Origin of the sequence: Kocuria sp. CPCC 205231 (genome assembly GCF_040980965.1) — a bacterium.
Classification (GTDB): Bacteria; Actinomycetota; Actinomycetes; order Actinomycetales; family Micrococcaceae; genus Kocuria; species Kocuria rosea.
In genome coordinates this window covers 48,456-68,451 of the sequence record NZ_JAVKPP010000002.1, presented here as the reverse complement: position 1 = coordinate 68,451, position 19,996 = coordinate 48,456, and the positions used below count along the sequence as shown (strand labels likewise).

Here is a 19,996-nt window from a genome sequence, read left to right as displayed (position 1 = left end):
GGCGCACCTCCGATCCGCTCCGCGCCCCGTCCGGGGCAGGATGCCCCGATCCTACGGGTCCGGCCCGGCGGCGACCGGAGTAGATTGCCACCATGGACATCCGCGGGGGGATCGTGAGCACGCTGTCCGTGCTCGTGCTGCTACTGAGCGCCTGCGCCCCGGAGGGCGGCGGGACCGTGGCCACCGGCGAGCGCCTGGGCGCCCCGGCGGACGCCCCCGCCCTCGACGTCGAGGTCGTCGTGGACGAGCTCGAGCTCGCGTGGGACGTGGCCCGCACCCCGGAGGGGACCGTGCTGGTCACCGAGCGGGGCGGCCGGCTGCTGGCCCACGACGAGCAGGGCACGCGGGAGGTCGCGGCCGACCTGGACGACCTGTTCGTGGGCAGCGAGGCCGGGCTGATGGGCCTGGAGGTCTCCCCGGACTTCGGGCGGACCCGGGAGATCTTCCTGTGCCACGCGACGCGCACCGGGGACGGCCTGCCGCAGGACGTGCGGGTCACCCGCTGGCGGCTCGACGAGGGCGCCGCGGCGGCCGAGCGCACCGGGACGGTCGTCGACGGCCTGCCCATCAGCTCCGGCCGGCACAGCGGCTGCCGGCTGCGCTTCGTCCCGGACGGCACGCTCCTCGTGGGCACCGGGGACGCCGCGCAGGGCGCGAACCCGCAGGACCCCGACTCGCTCGGGGGCAAGACGCTGCGGCTGCACCCCGACGGCACGGTCCCGGAGGACAACCCGTTCGCCGACCGGGACGGGCCCGGGGCCGCCGTCCACACCCTGGGCCACCGCAACGTCCAGGGCCTGACGGTGCAGCCCGGGACGGGCACGGTGTGGTCGGCGGAGCACGGCCCCGGCACCGACGACGAGATCAACGTCCTGGAGCCCGGCGCCAACTACGGGTGGGACCCGGCGCCCGGCTACGACGAGTCCGTGCCCATGACCGATCTCGAGGAGTTCCCGGACGCGCTCCCGGCCGCGTGGTCCTCCGGGCGCCCGACGGTCGCCCTCAGCGGGGCCGCCTTCCTCGAGGGGGACCAGTGGGGGGCGTGGGAGGGCGCGCTGGCGGTCGCGGAGCTGAAGAACACCGGCGTGGGGGTCTACCGGGTCGAGGACACCGCGGTCACCGGGCTGACCCGCATGGCGGAGCTGGAGAACGACTACGGCCGGCTGCGCTCGCTGACCCTCGACGACGAGGGCGCGCTGTGGGTCACCACCTCCAACGGCGACGACGACGCCGTCCTGCGCGTCACGGCGAGCGCCGGCGACTCCTGAGCGGGGCGCACGACACGCCGGAGGGCGCCGGTGCCGCCCGCCCGCCGGGCGGCTCCGGTTGACTGGCGCCTGACACCGTCCCCCGAACGGCCCCCGCGGAACGGTCCCCCCGGTGACGCGGCCCCCGACCTCGTCACGATCCCCCTCCCGCACCCCCACCCCACCCCCCCCTCTCGGGCCCAGGGAGTTCCCCCATGCACCGCCGCACCCTTCTCGCGCTGGGCGCCGCCCTCGCGACCGTCCCCGTCGGCGCCCCGACGACCCCCGCACAGGCAGGAACCACGCTCAGCCCGAGCAGCACGACGCAGCGGCAGCTGGACGCCGCGATCCGCACGCTGTGGGCCGACTGGACGTCGCTGCTGCGGCACGACGCGGCCCGCGGCTGGTGGGCCGTCCGTGCCGATGCCCAGAACGGGGCCAACCCCTACGTGGCGGAGGGGCAGGGGTACGGGCTGATGCTCAGCGCCCAGCTGGCGCCCCTCGACCCCCGGGCCCGCGGCTACGTCGACGGGATCACCCGCTACGTCCTGGACCACCCCTCCCGGATCGACCCGGGCCTGCACGCCGCCGAGCAGGACGACCGCATGGTCTCCCACCACGGCCGGGACAGCGCCACCGACGGCGACCTGGACCTCGCCATGGGGTGGCTGATGGCGCACCAGCGGTGGGGCTCCGGGGGGACGTACGACTACCGACGGCTGGCCCTGACCCGCATCGCCGCGATCAAGCGCTCCCTGATCTCCCCCACCACCGGGCTCGTCGAGCTCGGGGACTGGTCCAACGGGGCCTGGCAGAACGTCTCGCGCCCGAGCGACTGGATGATCGGGCACTTCGGGGCGTTCCACCGCGCCACGGGGGACGTGAGCTGGGCGGCCGTCTGGGGGCGGCACCTGGCCGCGGTCCGGCGCCTGCAGTCGGTCCACGCTCCGCGCACCGGCCTGCTCCCGGACTTCACCGTGGGCTCCGCCTCGACCATCGCCCCCGCCCCGGCCCACACCCTGGAATCCGGCCACGACCGGCACTACTACTACAACTCGTGCCGCGTCCCGCTGCGGCTGGGGGCGTCCCGGCACCCGGAGGCCCGGGCCGCCGCGGCCCGCATCTCCGGCTGGGCGCGGTCGAAGTGCGGCGGTGATCCTGCCCGGCTGCCCTCCGGCTTCACCCTGGACGGAGCGACCCTGCCGGGCGGGGGCTACCAGGACCTCGCGTTCATCGCGCCCCTGCTCGTGGGCGCCCGCTGGGGCGGCGACCAGGCCTGGCTCGACGCCCTGGGCCGCTGTCTGGCGGCCCGCACGGAGTTCACGTCCTACTACTCCAGCTCGATCCAGCTGCTGTCCATGGTGAGCGTCTCCCGCGCCTACGCCCTCCACCCCTGAGCCGGCGCGGCCCGCCGTGCGGCGCGTCGCCCCCGCCCGGTCGACGGCGGACCGTCGCCCCGCCGGGCTCCGCCCCGGGGCGGATCCGCCGCGTGCCGGGGCCGGGCAGAGTGGACCCATGCCCGCTCCCGCCCCCTCCCGCATCGCGGCCCTCGACGTGGCCCGCGGTCTCGCGATCCTCGGCACGCTCGCCACCAACATCTGGATCTTCAGCCACCAGGGCGGTTTCCTCGGCTACCTGACCGATCCGCTGGCCGGCACCGCCGGCGGAGCGGCGCGCGCTGCCCAGGCGCTGCTGATGGCCGCGGCCAACGGCAAGTTCCTGGGCCTGCTGATGCTCCTCTTCGGGATCGGCCTCGCCGTCCAGCACGCCTCCGCCCGGCGGCGCGGACTCGCGTGGCCCCGGTCCTACCGGGTGCGGGCGGGGATCCTGTTCCTGGACGGGCTGCTCAACTACCTGCTGATCATCGAGTTCGACGTCCTGATGGGCTACGCGCTCACGGGGATGGTCGTGGCGTGGCTGGTGACCACCTCGGAGCGGGTGCAGCGCGGCGTCGTCCTGGCGTGCGCCGCCGCGCACGTCGCGGTGATCGGCGCGCTGACGGCCGTCCTCGCCGTCGTTCCCGCCGGGGACCCGGCCGAGGCCCTGGCCCGGCCGAACCCCTACGCCGACGGCACGTGGTGGGAGCTCGTGCTGCTGCGGCTGGACGCCGTCGTCCTGTTCCGCGCCGAACCCGTCCTGATCCTCGGACTGGGGGTGGTCATGTTCCTGGCCGGGCGGTTCCTGTGGCGGGCCGGTCTCCTCGTCCCGGACGGGGGCCGGTGGCGGCGGCGGCTCATGGTCCTGGGCCTGGGGGCCGCCCTGCCCGTGGACCTCGGCCTGAACGTCCTGGGCGGTCAGGCCGGTGCCTTCTTCGCCCGCTACACCACCGCCCCGGTCGTGGCGCTGGGTCTGCTGGCCCTCGTGGCCCACCTCGGTGTGCGTCGCCCCGGACAGCCGCCGTCCTGGGCCGCACGGAGGCTGGCAGAGGTCGGCCGGACCGCCCTGAGCTGCTACCTGCTGCAGAACCTCCTGGCCTCGGCGCTGTTCTACGGCTGGGGCGCGGGCCTGGCCGTGGCCGCGGCCCAGCACCGGCTGCCCGCCACGGTGCTCGGCTGGCTGCTGGTGTGCACCGCCGTGCTGGTCTTCGCGCACCTGTGGCTGCGGCGCTTCCCGCGCGGCCCGCTGGAGGAGCTCACGGCGCGCGCCGCCGGCGCGCGCCGGGCCCCGGCGGCCGTGGCCCGCCAGAGCTGAGACCTCGGACCCCGGCGTCGGCTCCGGCGGCCCGGCGCGCGGCCGCTCAGGACTCCGCCTGCCCCTGCCGCCAGTAGCCCATGAAGGAGACGTGCTCCTTGGGGATGCCCGCGGCGTCGACGCACAGCCGGCGCAGCGCCTTGACGGTGCCGGACTCGCCGGCGAGGAACACGTAGGGGGCGTCGGCGCGCGCGGGGGCGGCCACCGACCAGGCCCGGGGCTCCGCGGCGTTCTCCGCGACCGCCAGGGCGGGCGTCCCGCGGCCGCGCTGCGGGCGGCGGCCGGCCAGGACGTCGTCCACGGCTCCGCCGGGCAGCTCGAGCAGGCGCGCGAGGCGCACCGCGGCCCGGTGCCCGTGCCCGGCCGGCTCGGCGCCCCCGGCGCGCGGCAGGACGTGCAGCCGGACGTCCGGAAGGTCCGCGGGCAGGCGGTGGGCGGCGACGTCCTCGGGGTGCGGGACCTCGAGCACCACGTCGAGGCGGGGGCGGGTCCCGCCGGCGGGCAGCCCGTGGTGGGCGTCCGTGAACTCCTCCGCGACGGACATCAGGGCCGGGGCTGCGGTCTCGTCCCCGACGGCGAGCACGCGCTGGGCGCCGCCGTGGTCCCACGCCGCCCAGGGCCGCTCCTGGGGACCGGGTCCGAGCAGGTACACGCGCTCGCCGGGGGACACGGCGGCCGCCCACCGGCTGCCCGGGCCGTCCTGGGCGTGCCCGCCGTGCACCACCACGTCGATCACGAGCTCCGGGACCACCATCCCGCAGAACGTGGTGCGCCGGACGCCGCGCACGGTGTAGGTGCGCATCCACCCGCGCTCCTCGGCGGGCCGGGCGAACCAGCCCTCCCGCAGCCCCAGGGACAGGTCCGCCCGCTCGGGCTCGCGGCCGGGGGGCGGGACCAGCAGCTTGATGTAGGCGTCCCGGCACCGGGTCCGGTCCCCGGCCCCGATGAGCGCGGGGGACAGGCCGGCGAGCTCCGGGCCCGCCAGGGTGATCCGGCGGAAGGACGGGCACAGCTGGGTCACGGACGTCACGGCGGCCTCGACGCACAGCACGGGGTCCGCGCGGGCACCGGTGGCCTCGGGGGTGGGGATGACGGTCACGGCAGGGTCCTTCCGATCTCGGCGGCGGCCCGGGGCGCGGGCTCCAGGGCCACGGGTGCGGCGGGCGGTACGGGGTGGGAGCCCTCGCGGGCCCGCCCGCGGGGCAGGACGACGGGCCGGCCGCCCACGGGGTCCCGCGCGACGTCCGCCCGGAGCCCGAAGACCTCGGCCAGCAGCTCGGGGGTGAGCACCTCGGCGGGCGTGCCCACGGCCACGATCCGTCCCGCGGCCATCGCCACGAGCCGGTCGGCCACGCGCGCGGCCAGGTTCAGCTCGTGCAGGACGGCGACGACGGTGGCCCGGCCGGCACCCGGCCCGTCCGGGTGCTCCAGCCCCCGGAGCATGTCCAGCAGGTCCACCTGGTGCGCCAGATCGAGGTAGGAGGTGGGCTCGTCGAGGAGCATCGTGCGGGCGCGCTGGGCCAGGGTCAGGGCGATCCAGACCCGCTGGCGCTGCCCGCCGGAGAGCTCCTCCACGGGGCGCGCGGCCAGGGCCGTGAGCTCGGTGAGCTCCATCGCCCGGGCCACGGCCGCGTCGTCGTCGGGGGAGGGGGCGCCCCACCACCGGCGGTGCGGGTGCCGTCCGCGCTCCACGAGCTCGGCGACGGTCAGGCCCTCCGGGACCACGGGCGACTGCGGCAGGAGGCTGACCGAGCGGGCGTACTGGCGGGCGTGCCACTCGCGCACGCCGCGGCCGTCCGCCTCGAGCGTGCCGGCGAGCGGGCGCAGCTGCCGGGACAGGCCTTTGAGCAGCGTGGTCTTGCCGCAGCCGTTGGCGCCGATGAGCACGGTGGTGGCCCCGTGCGGGATGTCGAGGTCCACCTCCCGCACCACGGTGCGGTCCTGGTAGCCCAGGGACAGGCCGCGCATCCGGAACGCGGGGACGCCGGCGCCGGGGTCCGCCACGGGCTCCTCCACGGGGCGCAGGCCGGGGCGCACGTCGTCGCGCAGCTCGGGGCTCATGCCAGGGCTCCTCTCCGCTGCCGCACGAGCAGCCACAGCATCACGGGGGCGCCCACGGCGCCCGTGACCACACCGGCCGGCAGCTGCACCTGCGCCACCAGGCCCGCGCCGACGGCGTCGGCAACCACCACGACCACGGCGCCCACGAGGGCGCACGCCACGATCGAGGTCCGCCCGCGGGTCAGGGCGGTGGCCACCGGGGTGGACATGAGCGCCACGAAGGCGAGCGGGCCGGTCGCGGCCGTGGCCACGGCGGCCAGCAGCACGCCCAGGCCCAGGGCGAGGGCCCGGCTGCGCGCCGGGCGCGCCCCGAGCCCGGCCGCCAGCTCCGGGCCGAGCTCGGCGGGCTCGAGCGCGCGGTGCACGGCCACGGCCGCGGGCACGGCCAGCAGCAGGCACGCCCCGAGGACCGTGATCCGGTCCCACGTGGCGGCGTTGAGGGAGCCCGCGGTCCAGAGGGCGGCGTCCTGGGCGGAGTTCAGGGACAGCCGTGCCAGCAGGGCCGCGGTGAGGGCCTGGGCGAGCGCGGCCACGCCGATGCCGGCGAGCAGGAAGCGCTCGCCCACGATCCCCCCGGTGCGCAGCCGCACCGAGGCGGTGGCGATGAGGGCCGCGGCGAGCAGCGCCCCGGCCAGGGCGGTCCAGGACACGGCCGTGCCCCGCAGACCCCACAGCGCGGTGCCGGCCACGGCTCCCGCCGCGGCGCCGTAGGTGATGCCCAGGATGTCGGGGCTGGCCAGGGGGTTGCGGAGCACCCGGCGGAACAGGGCGCCGGAGCAGCCGAGGGCGGTCCCGGCGAGCGCGCCCAGCACGGCGCGCGGCAGCTTCTCCTGCAGCACGATGAAGCTCGCCCCGGGGATCTGCTCCCCGGCGAGGATCGCGAAGAAGTCGGGGACCGTCACGGTGTAGCGCCCGAGCAGCACGCGCACGGCCAGGGCCGCGAGCAGCGCCAGGGCCAGCAGGGCGACCGCCCGGCGGGTGCGGCCGGTCCGGTCGCGGCGGACGCCCCGGACGAGCTCGGCGGCGCCGGGATCCGCGGGGGCGGCGGGCGCGGGGGCGAGCACGGTGCCGGTCACAGCGTCACGCTCCGGCCCCGGCGCAGCAGCGCCAGCAGCACGGGCACGCCCAGCACCACGGTGGTGACGCCCACGTGGATCTCCTGGGGCGGGGTCAGCACCCGGCCCAGGACGTCGGCCGAGAGGAGCAGCACGGGGCCCAGGACCACGCTGAACAGGACGATCCAGCGGTAGTCGCCGCCGAGGAGACGGCGCACGGCGTGGGGCACGAGCAGGCCCACGAAGGCGATGGGGCCCGCGAGCGCCGTGGCCGAGCCGGAGAGCAGGACCACGCCCACGAAGACGAGGACGCGCTGCACGCCCAGGTCCACGCCCAGTCCGTGGGCGAGCTCGTCGCCCAGGGCCATGGCGTTGAGCCCCGAGGAGCCGCCGAGCACGAGGAGCACGCCGAGCAGCACGAGCGGCGCCACGGCGGCGAGATCGGTGGTCTCGGCGCGGGCGACCGAGCCGATGCTCCAGAACCGGAAGCGGTCCAGGACCGCGGGCAGCATCAGCACCACGGAGGAGGTCAGCGCGGTGAAGCCGGCGTTCACGGCCGCGCCGGAGAGGACCAGGCCCGCGGGGGTCGGGGCGCCGCCGCCGAGCCGGGAGGAGCCGAAGACGAGCACCGCGGCCACGGCCGAGCCGGCGAGGGCCAGAGCGGTGAGCTGCCACGTGGCCACGAGGCCGAGCCAGCCGATGCCGAGAACCACCGCGCACGCGGCGCCGGCGGTCAGCCCCAGGAGCCCGGGGTCGCCCAGCGGGTTGCGGCTGACCCCCTGCATGCCGGCGCCGGCCACGGCCAGGGCCGCCCCCGCGAGCACCGCGGTCAGGGTCCGGGGGATCCTGCTCTGCACCACGGCGGCGTCGATGCCCAGGCCGGCGGAGACCTGCGCCCAGCCGCCCTCCAGGAGCGCGGCGGGCAGGCCGGTGAGCACGGCGACCACGGTGGCCGGGTCCACCGAGCGGGCCCCCCAGAACAGGGAGGCCGCGGCGGCGAGGGCCAGCAGCAGCACGGCCGCGGACAGGGCGGGGCCCCGGCGCCGCTGCGCGGTGCCGGGGACCTGCCGGGTGGCCCGGGCGGGGGAGACCGTGCTCGAGCTGCTCACCGGGACCGCGGTCTCACCGGCCGCCGGCGGACGCGGCGGCCTCGGCGGACGCGGCGGCCTCGGCGATGTCCGGCAGCACGTTCTCGAGCGCCCACGGGATGCTCAGCGGGGAGGCGGCCGAGACCGAGAGCACCTCCTGCTGGTCGCTCTGGAGCACCAGGGCGTCGTTCTCGACCGCGGGGACGCGGCTGAGCAGGGGGTCGCTCTCGATGGCCTCCCGCACGCTGTCGTCCTCGGCCCAGCTGACGAAGACGTCGGAGGTCAGCTCGTCGGCGCGCTCCGGGGACCAGGTGATGAAGAACTCGTCCTCCTTGCCCTCGGCGGCCTCCGCGACCGCCTCGGACTGGACCATGCCGAGGGACTCGAGGAACTTGGGGCGGTTGTCCACCGCGGTGTAGGCGAAGATCTGGTCGGCCGCGGACGGGTCGAGCGTGCCGTACACGAAGGACGTGCCCTCGAGCTCCGGGTGCTCGGCGGCGGCGTCCTCGAGCTGCTGCTCGACGTCCGCCACGACCTCGGCGGCCCGCTCCTCCCGGCCCAGGGCCTGGCCGATGAGCTCGGTGGAGTCCTGCCAGGACGTCCCGTAGGCCACGGCGTCCTCGGGGAAGCCGACCACGGGCGCGATCTCGGAGAGCTTGTCGTAGTCCTCCTGCGTCAGCCCGGAGTAGGCGCCCAGGATGACGTCCGGCTGGAGCGCGGCGATCGCCTCGAAGTTGATGCCGTCCGTCTCGGCGTAGGTCTCCGGGGCCTCGGCGCCGGACTCCTCGAGCGCGGCGTCGAACCAGTCCGTGGAGCCGTTCTCGTTGGCGCCGAAGTCCAGGGCGGGCACCCCGACCGGGACCACGCCGAGGGCGGTGGCGACGTCGTGGTTGACCCAGGACACCGTGGCCACGCGCTCGGGGGCCTCCTCGATCGTGGTCTCGCCGAAGGCGTGCTCCACGGTGCGCGGGAACTCGCCGGTGGTGCCCTCCGCAGAGGCGGACCCGCTCCCGGACTCCCCGCCCGCCGGTCCGGTGGAGCACCCGGTCAGGACCAGGGCCCCCGCGGCCAGCAGGGCGGACGGGGCGAGGACGCGGCGGCGCGCGGCGGACGGGGCGGGGAACAGCGGGCGCGGAGCGCGGGGGAGCAGAGAGGCCACGGCCACCCTTTCGGACGTCGACGGCGGAACCGTCGGTGGGACGCGAGGTGAGGCAAGGGTTGCCTAACCCGGAAGACAGGGATCACCCTAGGGCGTGATCCGGCGAATACGCAACACGAGCATGATGTAATCGCTCCGCCGATGTGGTTAGGTATGCCTTGCCTAACTCCACGAGGGGCCCGAGCGGCCCCGTCCACCCCCTGCGAGGAGCCCATGCACGACTTCCTGCTGACCCACGACACCCCGGCGCAGTACGCCCGCGCCCTGCACGAGACCGTCGACGTGCTCGCCGTCCACCTCGCCGGCGCCCGGAGCCCCCGCTCCGCCGCCACGCCCGAGGAGCTCGAGGAGCTGGTCGCCGCGGTGGACCTCGAGCGGCCCCTCGGGGACCTCGGCGCCGTGGTCGAGGAGACCCGGCGGCTCTACCTCGACCACGCCGTGCACTTCCACGCCCCGGGCTACATGGCCCACCTCAACTGTCCCGTGGCCATCCCGGCGGTGGCCGCCGAGGCGCTCACCGCCGCGGTGAACACGGCGGTCGAGACCTGGGACCAGAGCACCACCGCCACCCTGGTCGAGCAGCGGATCGTGGACTGGACCGCCGCGCGGATCGGCTTCCCCGCCGCGGGCGAGCCGGACGGCGTGTTCACCACCGGCGGCACCCAGTCCAACCTCCAGGCGCTGTTCACGGCCCGGGAGGAGCGCCTGTCCCGGGCGCACCCGGCGTCCCGCGGGGAGCGGCTCGGGCGGCTGCGGATCGTGGCGGGGGAGCACGCCCACTTCAGCATCGCGAAGGCGGCGCACCTGCTGGGCCTGTCCGCGGACGCGGTCGTGCCCGTGCCCGCCGCCCGGGGCGGAGCCCTGGACCCGGTCGCTCTCGAGCGCGTCCTGCACGACGTCGCCGCGTCCGGCGCCGAGGTCGCCGCGGTCGTGGCCACGGCCGGCACCACGGACCTCGGGGCCATCGACCCCCTGGCCGACGTCGCCCGGGCGTGCGCCGCCCACGGCGTCTGGCTGCACGTCGACGCCGCCTACGGCGGCGGCCTGCTCGTCTCGCCCGCCCACCGCCACCGGCTGGACGGGATCGAACGGGCGGACTCCGTCACCGTGGACTTCCACAAGTCCTGGTTCCAGCCGGTCGCCGCCTCCGCCCTGCTGCTGCGGGAGGGGCGGAGCCTGCGCTTCTCCACGTGGAGCGCCGAGTACCTGAACCCCCGGCACGCGGTGCGGCCCAACCTCGTGGACAAGTCCCTGCAGACCACCCGCCGCTTCGACGCCCTGAAGCTGTGGATGACCCTGCGCACCGTCGGCGCCGAGGGGATCGGCCGCGCCCTCGACCGGGTGCTGGAGCTCGCCCAGGAGGCGGGCCGGATCGTGGACGAGACCCCCGACCTGGAGCTGGTGGCCGAGCCCGTGCTCTCGACCGTCCTGTTCCGGCACCGGTCCCCGGACGCCGACGACGACGCCGCGGACCGGCTCGTGGAGACCGTGCGGAGCGCGCTGTTCGACTCCGGCCGCGCCGCGGTCGCCTCGACCGTCCTCGACGGCCGCCGGTGCCTGAAGCTCACGCTCCTCAACCCGGCGACGACCACCGAGGACGTCCGGGGCGTGCTGGACCTCGTCCGGGCCGCCGCCCGCGGTGCCGCGCCCCGCCCGCTCGAAGCCGCGGCGGGGGCCCGCTGATGGCCCCCGCGACCGGGCACGTCCACGACCTGCTGGGCATCGGGATCGGCCCCTTCAACCTGGGCCTGGCCTGCCTCGCCGCACCGCTGGAGGACCTCGACGCGGTGTTCCTCGACGCGAAGGACGCCTTCGACTGGCACCCCGGGCTGATGCTCGAGGACGCCACGATCCAGGTCCCGTTCCTCGCCGACCTCGTCACCCTGGCCGACCCCACCTCCCCCTACTCCTTCCTCCACTACCTCAAGCGGACCGGACGGCTGTACCCGTTCTACATCCGGGAGGACTTCAACCCGCTGCGCGCCGAGTACAGCGCCTACTGCCGGTGGGCGAGCGAGCAGCTCGACAGCCTGCGCTGGGGCCGGGAGGTCGTCGGTGTCGAGCGCGACCCCGCCGACGACGCCTACGTGGTCACGGCCCGGACGGCCGCCGGGACGGAGCAGTGGCGGGCCCGCCGGCTGGTCCTCGGCGTCGGCACGGTGCCCGCGGTGCCCGCGGGCGTGGACCCCGCCGCCGTGGACCCCGCCGCCGGCACCGTCCTGCACACCAGCGACTACCTGCCCCGGCGCGAGGAGCTGCTCGGGCGGGGGAGCGTCACCGTGCTCGGCAGCGGCCAGTCCGCCGCCGAGGTCTACCGCGACCTGCTCGAGCGCTCCGGCGCCGGCGGCCCGCGGGTGGACTGGATCACCCGCTCCCCGCGGTTCTTCCCCATGGAGTACACGAAGCTCACCCTCGAGCTGACCTCCCCCGAGTACGTGGACCACTTCCACGGCCTCGGCGCGGACCGGCGGGACCGGCTCAACCGCGAGCACGCCAGCCTCTACAAGGGGATCAGCGCGGAGCTGGTGAACGACATCCATGAGCTGCTCTACCGCCGCTCGGTGCACGGGCACCCCGCCGGCCTGCTGACCACGAGCACCACCCTCACGGGTGTCGAGCAGGACGGCGGCGACCTGGTCCTCGCCCTGCACGACGACGAGCTCGAGCGCGACTGGCGGCACCCCACCGGCGCCCTGGTGCTGGCCACCGGATACCGCGCCGAGGTGCCCGGCTTCCTGGCCCCGGTCCTCGACGACATCGCGTGGGACCCCGCCGGCCGCTACGACGTCTCCCGCGACTACGCGGTCGACCACGAGCGCTCCCGGATCTGGGTGCAGAACGCCGAGGTGCACACCCACGGCCTGACCTCCCCCGACCTCGGCATGGGCGCCTACCGCAACAGCGTCATCCTCCGGGCCGTCACGGGCCGGGAGGTCTACCCGGTCGAGCCAGCCATCGCCTTCCAGACCTTCGGCGTCCCCCGGGGCGCCGCCCAGGACGTCCCCCGTGACGTCCCCCGCGACATCCCCCAGGAGACCGCATGACCGCCCGCCCCGCGCCCGCCCGTCTCGCCACCCCCGGCGGCGTCCTGACCCTCGAGCCGCTCGTCCCGGACGCGACCACCGTCGAGCTCCTGCACGCCTGGCTCACCCACCCCCGGTCCCGGTTCTGGGACCTGCTCGACGCCGACCCCGAGCGCGTCCGGCGCACCTTCGCAGCCGTCGCCGAGGACCCGCACTGCGACGCGTGGCTGGCCCGCCTCGACGGCGTCCCGCTCGGGCTCGTCGAGACCTACGACCCCGGCGCGGTGCTCCTCCCCGGCCACTACGCGCACCGGCCCGGCGACGTGGGGATGCACCTGCTCCTCGCCCCCGCACGGACCCCCGTGCCGGGCACGAGCGCCGCCCTCATGGCCGCCACGCTGCGCTGGCTCTTCGAGGCGCGCGGGGCCCGGCGCGTCGTCGTCGAGCCCGACGTCCGCAACACCGCCGTCCACCGGCTCAACGCCCGCGCCGGCTTCGAGGTCCACGGCCCGCTCGAGCTGCCCGGCAAGACCGCGCTGCTCAGCACGTGCACCCCCGAGGCGTTCGCGGCCTCCGAGCTGGGCCCCGCGACCGCCGTGGTCCCCGCCGTGGTCCCCGTCGCGGTCCCCGGGGAGGAGGCCGACGACGGGCCCACCCACCTCGGCCTGCACCCGATGCGGACCGCCCACCGCCACCTGTGCTGCAAGGCCCTGGCCGAGTTCGCCCACGAACGGCTGATCGCCCCCGAGCCCGTGGGGGAGGGGCTCTACGAGGTCCGCACCGGCGGGGACCGGGTCCGCTACCGGTTCCGCGCCCGGCGCACCGCCCTGGAGCACTGGGTGCTGGACGAGGGCTCGCTGCGCCGCTCCGTGGACGGCGCGGACGCCGAGCCGGACGCCCAGGCGCTGGTCACGGAGCTGGCCCCCGCGCTCGGCATCCCCCCGCACCTGCTGGCGACCTACCTCGAGGAGATCGCCGGGACCCTCGCCTCGGCCGCGTACAAGCTGGTGCACCGGACCCGGCCCTCGGCCGCGCTCGCGGAGGCGGGCTTCCAGGACGTCGAGGCGGCGATGACCGAGGGGCACCCGGGCTTCGTGGCCAACAACGGCCGGATCGGGATGGGCGTCACCGAGCACGACCGCTTCGCCCCCGAGGCCGCCCGTCCGGTGCGCCTCGTGTGGCTCGCCGTCCGCCGGGAGCTCAGCCGCCTCGACACCGGGCGCGGCCGCACCGAGGAGCAGCTGTGGGCCGGCGAGCTGGACCCGGCCGTGCGGTCCCGCTTCCGGGCCCGGCTGACCGGTCTGGGCCTGGACCCGGAGGACTACCGTCCCCTGCCGGTGCACCCCCACCAGTGGGAGCACCGGATCGCGGTGACGTTCGCCCCCGACCTCGCCCGCCGGGACCTCGTGCTGCTGGGCACCACCGGGGACGAGCACCGGGCGCAGCAGTCGATCCGCACGTTCTTCAACGTCTCCCGTCCCGACCGGCACTACGTGAAGACCGCCCTGGCCGTGCAGAACATGGGCTTCCTCCGGGGGCTCTCCCCCCGGTACATGCGCGACACCCCCGCGATCAACGACTGGGTCGCCGACGTCGTCGCGGCCGACCCGGTGCTCGCGGAGGCCGGGTTCTCGGTCCTGCGGGAGGTGGCCGCGGTCGGCTACACCGGGGACGCGTATCACCGCGCCGCCGCCTCCGGCCACGGGGAGGAGGGCCCGCACACGAAGATGCTCGCGGCGCTGTGGCGGGAGAGCCCCGTGCCCCGGCTCGCGGACGGGGAGCGGCTCGCGACCCTCGCGTCCCTGCTGCACGTCGACGCCGGCGGCACGCCGCTGGTCTCCGTGCACGTGCGCGCGTCCGGGCTGGACGCCGGGGACTGGGTGCGGCGGCTGCTCGCCGTGTACCTCGCCCCGGTGGCCCGGTGCCTGCTCGCCCACGACCTCGTGTTCATGCCGCACGGCGAGAACGTCGTCCTCGTCCTGGCCGGGCACGTCCCGCGGCGGGCGGTCATGAAGGACATCGGCGAGGAGGTCGCCGTCGTCACGGACCGTCCCCTCCCGGAGGGCCTCGAGCGGATCCGCCACGTGGTGCCGCCCGCCACGGCGGCGCTGTCCGTGCACACGGACGTGTTCGACGGCGTGCTGCGGCACCTCGCGGGCCTGCTCGAGGCCGACGGGCTGCTGGCCGCGGACGAGTTCTGGGACCTCGCGGCGCGGTGCCTCCAGGACGTCGCCGACGCCGACCCGGCCGGCGCGGACCGCGTGCCGCTCTTCGCGCCCCGGTTCGAGCACTCCTGCCTCAACCGGCTGCAGCTGCTCAACACCCTGCAGATGGTCGACCTGACCGACCAGGCGGCGTCCCTGCAGTACGCCGGGACCCTGGAGAACCCGGTGGCCGGGCGGATGCCCGTGCACTGAGCACGACGCGGCCCCACTCGGGGCCCGGGCGGGGCCCCGCCCGCCCGGACCCCGAGTGGCGTTTCCCCGGGGCCTGCCCCAGGATTGAGCGGTGCCCGACGACCGTTCCGCCACCGCCGACCCCACCCCCGGCCACGAGCCCGCCCACGACTCCGTGCCCGAGCTGCTGGTCGGCCTCGTCCTCTCCCCCCAGATCGCGGGCGCCCTGCCCCGGGACCTCGCGGCCTCCCTGCCGGGGCCGCTGCACGCGCGCTATCCCGGGGTGCGCTGGCGGGTGGCGGCGGTGACCGACCGGCTGGTCGTCCCGCCCGCCGACGGCCTGGACCTGCTCGAGGCCGCTCGCGACCGGATGCTGGACGAGGACTGGGACCTCGTCGTGGTCCTCACGGACGTCCCGCTCAAGGACGGCCGCAGCCCGGTGCTCACGCAGCTGAGCCCCGTGCACGGCGTGGGCCTGGTCGCCGTCCCGGCCCTCGGCGCGCTGCACGTGGGGCAGAAGGTGCGGCAGACGACCGTGCGGGTGGTCGGCCACCTGCTCGGCCACGACACGGAGGACGCGGACGACGCCGACGCGCAGGAGGAGCTCGTGCGGCGGGCGCGGCAGCGGTCGGAAAACCTGGAGGACCGGCCCGAGGACAACGCCGTGCAGTTCACGGCCCGCGTCCTCGGCGGCAACGTGCGCCTGCTGCTCGGGATGATCCGCGCCAACCGGCCGTGGACCCTGGTGGTGCGGCTGTCCCGCACGCTCGCCCTGGCCGCGGCGACCGGCGTGCTCACCCTGGTCGCCTCGGACCTGTGGCTGCTCGCCGCCGCCTACGGGCCCTGGCGGCTCGGGCTGCTGGGTCTGCTGTCGATCGCCGCGGTGACCGGTGCCCTCGTCGTCGGCGCCCGGCTGTGGGAGCGCCCGCGCCGGCGGGCCGAGCGCGAGCAGGTGGCCCTGTTCAACCTCGCCACCGCCGCCACCGTGGCCATCGGCGTCTCCGTCTTCTACCTCGCGGTCTTCGCCCTGTCCTGGCTCGGGGCGCTGCTGCTCGTGGACGGCGGAGTCTTCGCGGCGGTGATCGGCGCCCCGGCCGGGGCGGTGGAGTACGTCAAGCTCGCGTGGCTGACCGCCACGCTCGCCACCGTGGGCGGGGCCCTCGGCGCCGGGCTGGAGGACGACGACGCCGTGCGCGCCGCGGCGTACACCCGCTCGGAGCCCTGACCGGACCCGCCGCGGGCCTCGTCCGCGCGGACGCCGACAGTCAGTAGACTTGGTGTTCCCGGGGTGCTCCCGGAGCCGACCCGGGAGGACACCATGGCCGCCGCGCAGCAGAGCCCCGCGAAACCCCGCACGCCCCGCACGCCGCGCCTGCGGCGCAGCAACTGCAGCCGTCCCGGGATCACCCGCCGCGGGTACGGCAAGGGGTTCGCCTACCGGCACGCCGACGGCACGAAGGTCCAGGACGGGGACGAGCTCGACCGGATCCGCGGGCTGGCGATCCCCCCGGCCTGGAAGGACGTGTGGATCAGCCCCCAGCCCAACGGGCACATCCAGGCCACGGGAGTCGACGGCGCCGGACGGCGCCAGTACATCTACCACCCCCGGTGGCGGGAGCTGAAGGACCGCGAGAAGTTCGACCGCGTCCTCGACTTCGGCGACACGCTCCCGCAGGCCCGCCCGGCCGTCACCCGGCTGCTGCGGACGGAGGGCGCCACGGAGGAGAAGGCCTGCGCGGCGGCCTTCCGGCTCATGGACGAGGCCGCCCTGCGCATCGGCAACGAGGAGTACGCCCAGTCGAACGGCTCCTACGGCGTCACCACCCTGCTGGTCCGGCACGTCCGGGTGGACGGCCGGGACGTGCACCTCGACTTCCCCGGCAAGAGCGGGCACCGGTGGACGCTGGACCTCCGGGACGCCGACCTCGCCGCCGCGCTCGCGCCCCTGCTGGAGCGCGGCCCGGACGAGACCGCGCTCGCGTTCCGCGACGAGGACGGGCAGTGGACCGGCATCACCAGCGCCCGCCTCAACGACTTCGTGCGGGACCGGTGCGGCCCCGACTTCACCGCCAAGGACTTCCGCACCTGGCAGGGCACGGTGACCGCCGCGATGGCGCTCGCCGCCCGCGCCGGCACCCGCCCCAGCGAGAGCGCCCGGAAGAAGGCCGTGTCCGCCGCCATGCGGGAGGTCGCCGAGCACCTGGGCAACACCCCCGCCATCGCCCGCAGCTCCTACACGGACCCGCGCGTGATCGACCGGTTCCTGGACGGCGAGACCATCGACGCCGCCACCTACCGGGCCGCGGAGCGGTCCCTGCGCGGATTCCTCACCTGAGCCGCGGGCCCGGGGTGGCCGGGCGGCCGCCCCGGGCCCGTGCTCAGGACAGGCCCACGTAGGTGGCCGAGTAGCCGAAGCCGACGACGTCGTCGCGGCCGTCGCCGTCGACGTCCCCGAGCAGGCGCGGATACCGCGCCGGGTCCCAGCCGGCCGCCCAGCCGAAGGAGCCGGACGTCAGCTCGGGCCCGGTCAGGAAGTCGTCGTCCCCGTAGGCCACGAGCACGCCCGCGTTGCCGAAGCCGACCACGTCCAGGATCCCGTCGCCGTTGATGTCCGCGAGGTCCCGGGGGTGCCGGTCGGTGCGCCAGCCCTGCGCGGCGCCGAAGTCGGCGAGCTCGAGCGAGACCGGCTGGTACCTGGGCTCGCCCGGGGCGGAGGGCCGGGAGTAGGCGGCGAGGGCCCCGCGGTGGCCGAAGCCGACCACGTCCGGGGGAAGGTGACCGCTGACGTTGCCGACGACCCGGGGGTGCTGGTCGACGCGCCACCCCTGGGCGTAGCCGAAGTCGCGGATCTCCAGGGCGGGCTGGGTGAACGTGTCCCCGAGCGCCGAGAAGTAGGAGACGTACGTCCCGGCGTCGCCGAAGCCCACGATGTCCGCCGTCCCGTTGCCGTCCATGTCGGCGAGCATCCGGGGGTTCTTGTCGATCCGCCACCCGCGGTCCCAGCCGTAGCTGTCGATCCGCTTGCCGGTGCCGTCGAAGGTGCGGTCCGCACGGCCGTGGGAGATGGTCACGCCGGAGTACCCGAAGCCGACGATGTCCGCCGTCCCGTTCCCGGAGAGGTCGGCCAGCTCGCGGACGTGCTGGTCGACCCGCCAGCCCTGGTTCCAGCCGAACTCGCGGACCTCGAGCTGCGGCGCGGTGAAGCTGCCGTCGGGCTGCGCGTAGGAGACGATCACGCCGGCGTTGCCGAAGCCGACGAGATCGTCCCGGCCGTCGCCGTCGACGTCGGCGACCGTGCGCGGGTGCCGGTCGGTGCGCCAGCCCTGCGCGGTGCCGAAGTCGCGGACCCTCAGCACCGGCGCGGCGAACGTGCCGTTGGTCTGGCCCAGGGCGACGAAGACGCCGGGGTCGCCGAAGGCCACGACGTCGGCGCGGCCGTCCCCGTTGACGTCGGCGAGCTCGCGCACGTGCTGGCCGACCCGCCAGCCGTCGACGTAGGAGAGGAACCCCTGGGTGGACACGGCGTGGGCCGGTCCGGCGAGAGCGATGCCGGTGGTGGCCAGCGCCGCCGCGGAGAGCCCGGTGAGCAGCCGGGCCGTCGGTGAGCGTTTCATGGTGGAACCTCCAGGTTCCGAGGAGCGGAGAACTCGGTCCGGATCGCCGGACGGAGGGTGGGGCGCCGGTCGGCCCCCACCGCCCGGCGATCGGCCGTGCGCTCGGCCGGGGTCCCGGGACCGTGGGTCCACCGGTGACCGCCCTCTGCCGAACGGACGGGACTGCTGGTGGGACCAGTCTAGATCCGCGCGTATGCGATCGCTAAGTGTTCTCCGTGCCATGCTGAATCGTTATCCCGGATCCGTGGCCGGAGGCCCGGGTCCCCGTCCCGGGGCCGCTCAGCGGCGGATGCCGCGCCGGAAGTACAGGACCGGGCCCACGAAGTTGACGGCGATGATCGCGGCCCACTTCCCCTTGCCGCCGTCGACCTCCGCCGCGGGCCGCAGGGCGAGGTCCGTCCAGGCGGTGGCCGCCAGCGAGACCTGCACGGACGCCAGCGTCAGCAGCGCGGTCCGCTGCCCCGGCGTGAGGTCCTTCCACCGGGTGCTCCTCCTGGTGCCGATGCGCGTCATGGTCGTCCTCCCGGTGCTCGGGGACTCGGGGTCCCGGCGGCCGCTCCGCGGGCGGCCCGTGGCACTCATGCTGGTGCGGGCGCCGCCGGTAGTCAACGCCTGACCGGCACGCGGGCCCCGGGCGCCGGTGCACGCGCATGGGGACATCCTCCTCCACCGCCGGGTCCCGTGTCCGAGTGCGACCGAGGATTCAGGGCGTCGGCGGGCTCCGGCGTCCGCCGCGGGGCCGGCACCGGTCCGGCGGTCTAGCCTGGGAGGCATGACCCGGTCCCGGACCTTGCCGCCGTCCGTTCCCGTCCCCGTCCCCGTTCGGGGGCCGGGCGCCCGCGCGGCCGCCGCCGTGCCGCTCGGGGTCCGGCCGTGACCGGGCGGTTGCCGCGCGGCGCCCGCCGGCACTGGGCGGACCTGGAGCGCCCGGGCCACCCGGTGCCGCCCCCGGTGGACACCGCGGCGTTCGCCGGCCTGCCCGAGCCCGCGCGCCGCTGGCTGGGGCACGCCGTGCCGCCCGGCACCCCGGCGTGGGTCTCGGCGGAGCTGTCGATGCGCGGCGAGATCCGGCTCGGCGGCGCGTGGCGCCCCTTCTCCGCCCGGCAGCTCATCACCCCCGGGATCGGCTTCGTCTGGGCCGCCCGCACCCGGGTCCTCGGTCTGCCGGTCGCGGGCTACGACCGGTACGGGCCCGGCGGGGGCGAGCTGCGGTGGCGGCTGCTGGGCCTCGTGCCCGTGCTGTCCGCCGCGGGACCGGACATCACGCGCAGCGCCGCCGGGCGGCTCGCCGGCGAGGCGGTCGTCGTGCCGTCGGCCTGTCCGGCCGCCGCGTGGTCGGAGGGGCCCGTCCCGGACACCGCCGTCATGACCTGGGTCCTCGACGGGGAGCGCGAGGACGCCCTGATCCGGGTCGACCCGGACGGCCGGCTCCGGGAGCTGAGCATGCAGCGGTGGGGCGACCCCGACGGCACCGGGTACGGCCGCCACCCCTTCGGGGTCGCGTTCGCCGAGGAGGCCGATCTCGCCGGCGTGCGCGTGGCCACCGTCCTGCGCGCCGGCTGGGCCTGGGGCACCGACCGGCAGGCCGAGGGCGAGTTCTTCCGGGCGCGGATCGAGGGCGTCCGGTTCCGCTGAGCGGCCCTCCCGGGACGGGACTCCCCG

16 protein-coding genes are annotated in these 19,996 nt (G+C 76.3%); 9 read left to right on the top strand and 7 right to left on the bottom strand.

What is annotated here, in order from left to right:
- Positions 1-92: 92 nt before the first annotated feature.
- The 3 genes from RF640_RS02000 (at position 93) to RF640_RS01990 (ending at position 3,938) form a co-directional block, all read left to right on the top strand.
- Positions 93-1,268, top strand: a complete 1,176-nt coding sequence (locus tag RF640_RS02000) for a sorbosone dehydrogenase family protein (protein WP_109221391.1) — start codon at positions 93-95, stop codon at positions 1,266-1,268.
- A 194-nt stretch (positions 1,269-1,462) separates the two neighbouring features.
- Positions 1,463-2,644 (top strand): glycosyl hydrolase family 8, encoded by a 1,182-nt coding sequence (locus RF640_RS01995; protein ID WP_109221390.1) that lies wholly within the window; start codon positions 1,463-1,465, stop codon positions 2,642-2,644.
- Between the two features lie 118 nt (positions 2,645-2,762).
- Positions 2,763-3,938 carry a DUF418 domain-containing protein gene (locus RF640_RS01990; protein ID WP_109221389.1) on the top strand — a complete coding sequence of 392 codons (1,176 nt, stop codon included), beginning with the start codon at positions 2,763-2,765 and terminating at the stop codon, positions 3,936-3,938.
- A 46-nt stretch (positions 3,939-3,984) separates the two neighbouring features.
- Here RF640_RS01990 and RF640_RS01985 read toward each other — a convergent pair whose 3' ends face one another.
- From RF640_RS01985 to RF640_RS01965, 5 genes are all read right to left on the bottom strand, one after another.
- Positions 3,985-5,037 (bottom strand): siderophore-interacting protein, encoded by a 1,053-nt coding sequence (locus tag RF640_RS01985; RefSeq protein ID WP_017834695.1) that lies wholly within the window; start codon positions 5,035-5,037, stop codon positions 3,985-3,987.
- Positions 5,034-5,906 (bottom strand): ABC transporter ATP-binding protein, encoded by an 873-nt coding sequence (locus RF640_RS01980; RefSeq protein WP_229588777.1) that lies wholly within the window; start codon positions 5,904-5,906, stop codon positions 5,034-5,036. Before RF640_RS01980 ends, RF640_RS01985 begins: the two co-directional genes overlap by 4 nt.
- A gap of 89 nt (positions 5,907-5,995) precedes the next feature.
- Positions 5,996-7,075 (bottom strand): iron chelate uptake ABC transporter family permease subunit, encoded by a 1,080-nt coding sequence (locus RF640_RS01975; protein WP_109221388.1) that lies wholly within the window; start codon positions 7,073-7,075, stop codon positions 5,996-5,998.
- Positions 7,072-8,163, bottom strand: a complete 1,092-nt coding sequence (locus tag RF640_RS01970; RefSeq protein WP_272026658.1) for an iron ABC transporter permease — start codon at positions 8,161-8,163, stop codon at positions 7,072-7,074. Before RF640_RS01970 ends, RF640_RS01975 begins: the two co-directional genes overlap by 4 nt.
- A gap of 13 nt (positions 8,164-8,176) precedes the next feature.
- Positions 8,177-9,307, bottom strand: coding sequence for an iron-siderophore ABC transporter substrate-binding protein (locus tag RF640_RS01965; protein WP_249033703.1), 1,131 nt, complete (start codon positions 9,305-9,307; stop codon positions 8,177-8,179).
- Positions 9,308-9,514: 207 nt separating this feature from the next.
- Between RF640_RS01965 and RF640_RS01960 the strand changes: the two genes are divergently transcribed.
- From RF640_RS01960 to RF640_RS01940, 5 genes are all read left to right on the top strand, one after another.
- Positions 9,515-10,984, top strand: a complete 1,470-nt coding sequence (locus RF640_RS01960; RefSeq protein ID WP_109221386.1) for a pyridoxal-dependent decarboxylase — start codon at positions 9,515-9,517, stop codon at positions 10,982-10,984.
- Positions 10,984-12,345, top strand: coding sequence for a lysine N(6)-hydroxylase/L-ornithine N(5)-oxygenase family protein (locus RF640_RS01955; protein ID WP_109221385.1), 1,362 nt, complete (start codon positions 10,984-10,986; stop codon positions 12,343-12,345). The genes RF640_RS01960 and RF640_RS01955 overlap by 1 nt, the downstream gene beginning before the upstream one ends.
- Positions 12,342-14,741 carry a GNAT family N-acetyltransferase gene (locus RF640_RS01950; RefSeq protein ID WP_109221384.1) on the top strand — a complete coding sequence of 800 codons (2,400 nt, stop codon included), beginning with the start codon at positions 12,342-12,344 and terminating at the stop codon, positions 14,739-14,741. The genes RF640_RS01955 and RF640_RS01950 overlap by 4 nt, the downstream gene beginning before the upstream one ends.
- 91 nt (positions 14,742-14,832) lie before the next feature.
- Positions 14,833-15,945 carry a hypothetical protein gene (locus tag RF640_RS01945; RefSeq protein ID WP_109221383.1) on the top strand — a complete coding sequence of 371 codons (1,113 nt, stop codon included), beginning with the start codon at positions 14,833-14,835 and terminating at the stop codon, positions 15,943-15,945.
- A 63-nt stretch (positions 15,946-16,008) separates the two neighbouring features.
- On the top strand, positions 16,009-17,055 hold the full coding sequence (locus tag RF640_RS01940; protein WP_241482788.1) for a DNA topoisomerase IB: 1,047 nt from the start codon (positions 16,009-16,011) through the stop codon (positions 17,053-17,055).
- Positions 17,056-17,098: 43 nt separating this feature from the next.
- On the opposite strand, the gene RF640_RS01935 is transcribed toward RF640_RS01940, so the two are convergent.
- Entirely contained in the window at positions 17,099-18,334 is a 1,236-nt protein-coding gene (locus RF640_RS01935; protein ID WP_126346612.1) for a VCBS repeat-containing protein, read from the bottom strand.
- 279 nt (positions 18,335-18,613) lie between these two features.
- The gene (locus tag RF640_RS01930) at positions 18,614-18,847 is read right to left on the bottom strand and encodes a hypothetical protein (RefSeq protein ID WP_211309887.1); all 234 of its coding nucleotides are present in this window, start codon (positions 18,845-18,847) and stop codon (positions 18,614-18,616) included.
- 360 nt (positions 18,848-19,207) lie between these two features.
- Between RF640_RS01930 and RF640_RS01925 the strand changes: the two genes are divergently transcribed.
- Complete coding sequence (locus RF640_RS01925; protein ID WP_368826370.1) at positions 19,208-19,969, top strand: DUF6544 family protein; 762 nt, start codon at positions 19,208-19,210, stop codon at positions 19,967-19,969.
- The last annotated feature ends 27 nt before the right edge of the window (positions 19,970-19,996 follow it).

Bases quoted from the DNA above. Each gene is read 5' to 3' on its own strand.
- RF640_RS01930 (WP_211309887.1), bottom strand. From the start codon at position 18,847: ATGACGCGCATCGGCACCAGGAGGAGCACCCGGTGGAAGGACCTCACG.
- RF640_RS01955 (WP_109221385.1), top strand. From the start codon at position 10,984: ATGGCCCCCGCGACCGGGCACGTCCACGACCTGCTGGGCATCGGGATC.
- RF640_RS01990 (WP_109221389.1), top strand. From the start codon at position 2,763: ATGCCCGCTCCCGCCCCCTCCCGCATCGCGGCCCTCGACGTGGCCCGC.
- RF640_RS01995 (WP_109221390.1), top strand. From the start codon at position 1,463: ATGCACCGCCGCACCCTTCTCGCGCTGGGCGCCGCCCTCGCGACCGTC.
- RF640_RS01960 (WP_109221386.1), top strand. From the start codon at position 9,515: ATGCACGACTTCCTGCTGACCCACGACACCCCGGCGCAGTACGCCCGC.
- RF640_RS01950 (WP_109221384.1), top strand. From the start codon at position 12,342: ATGACCGCCCGCCCCGCGCCCGCCCGTCTCGCCACCCCCGGCGGCGTC.
- RF640_RS01980 (WP_229588777.1), bottom strand. From the start codon at position 5,906: ATGCGCGGCCTGTCCCTGGGCTACCAGGACCGCACCGTGGTGCGGGAG.
- RF640_RS02000 (WP_109221391.1), top strand. From the start codon at position 93: ATGGACATCCGCGGGGGGATCGTGAGCACGCTGTCCGTGCTCGTGCTG.
- RF640_RS01935 (WP_126346612.1), bottom strand. From the start codon at position 18,334: ATGAAACGCTCACCGACGGCCCGGCTGCTCACCGGGCTCTCCGCGGCG.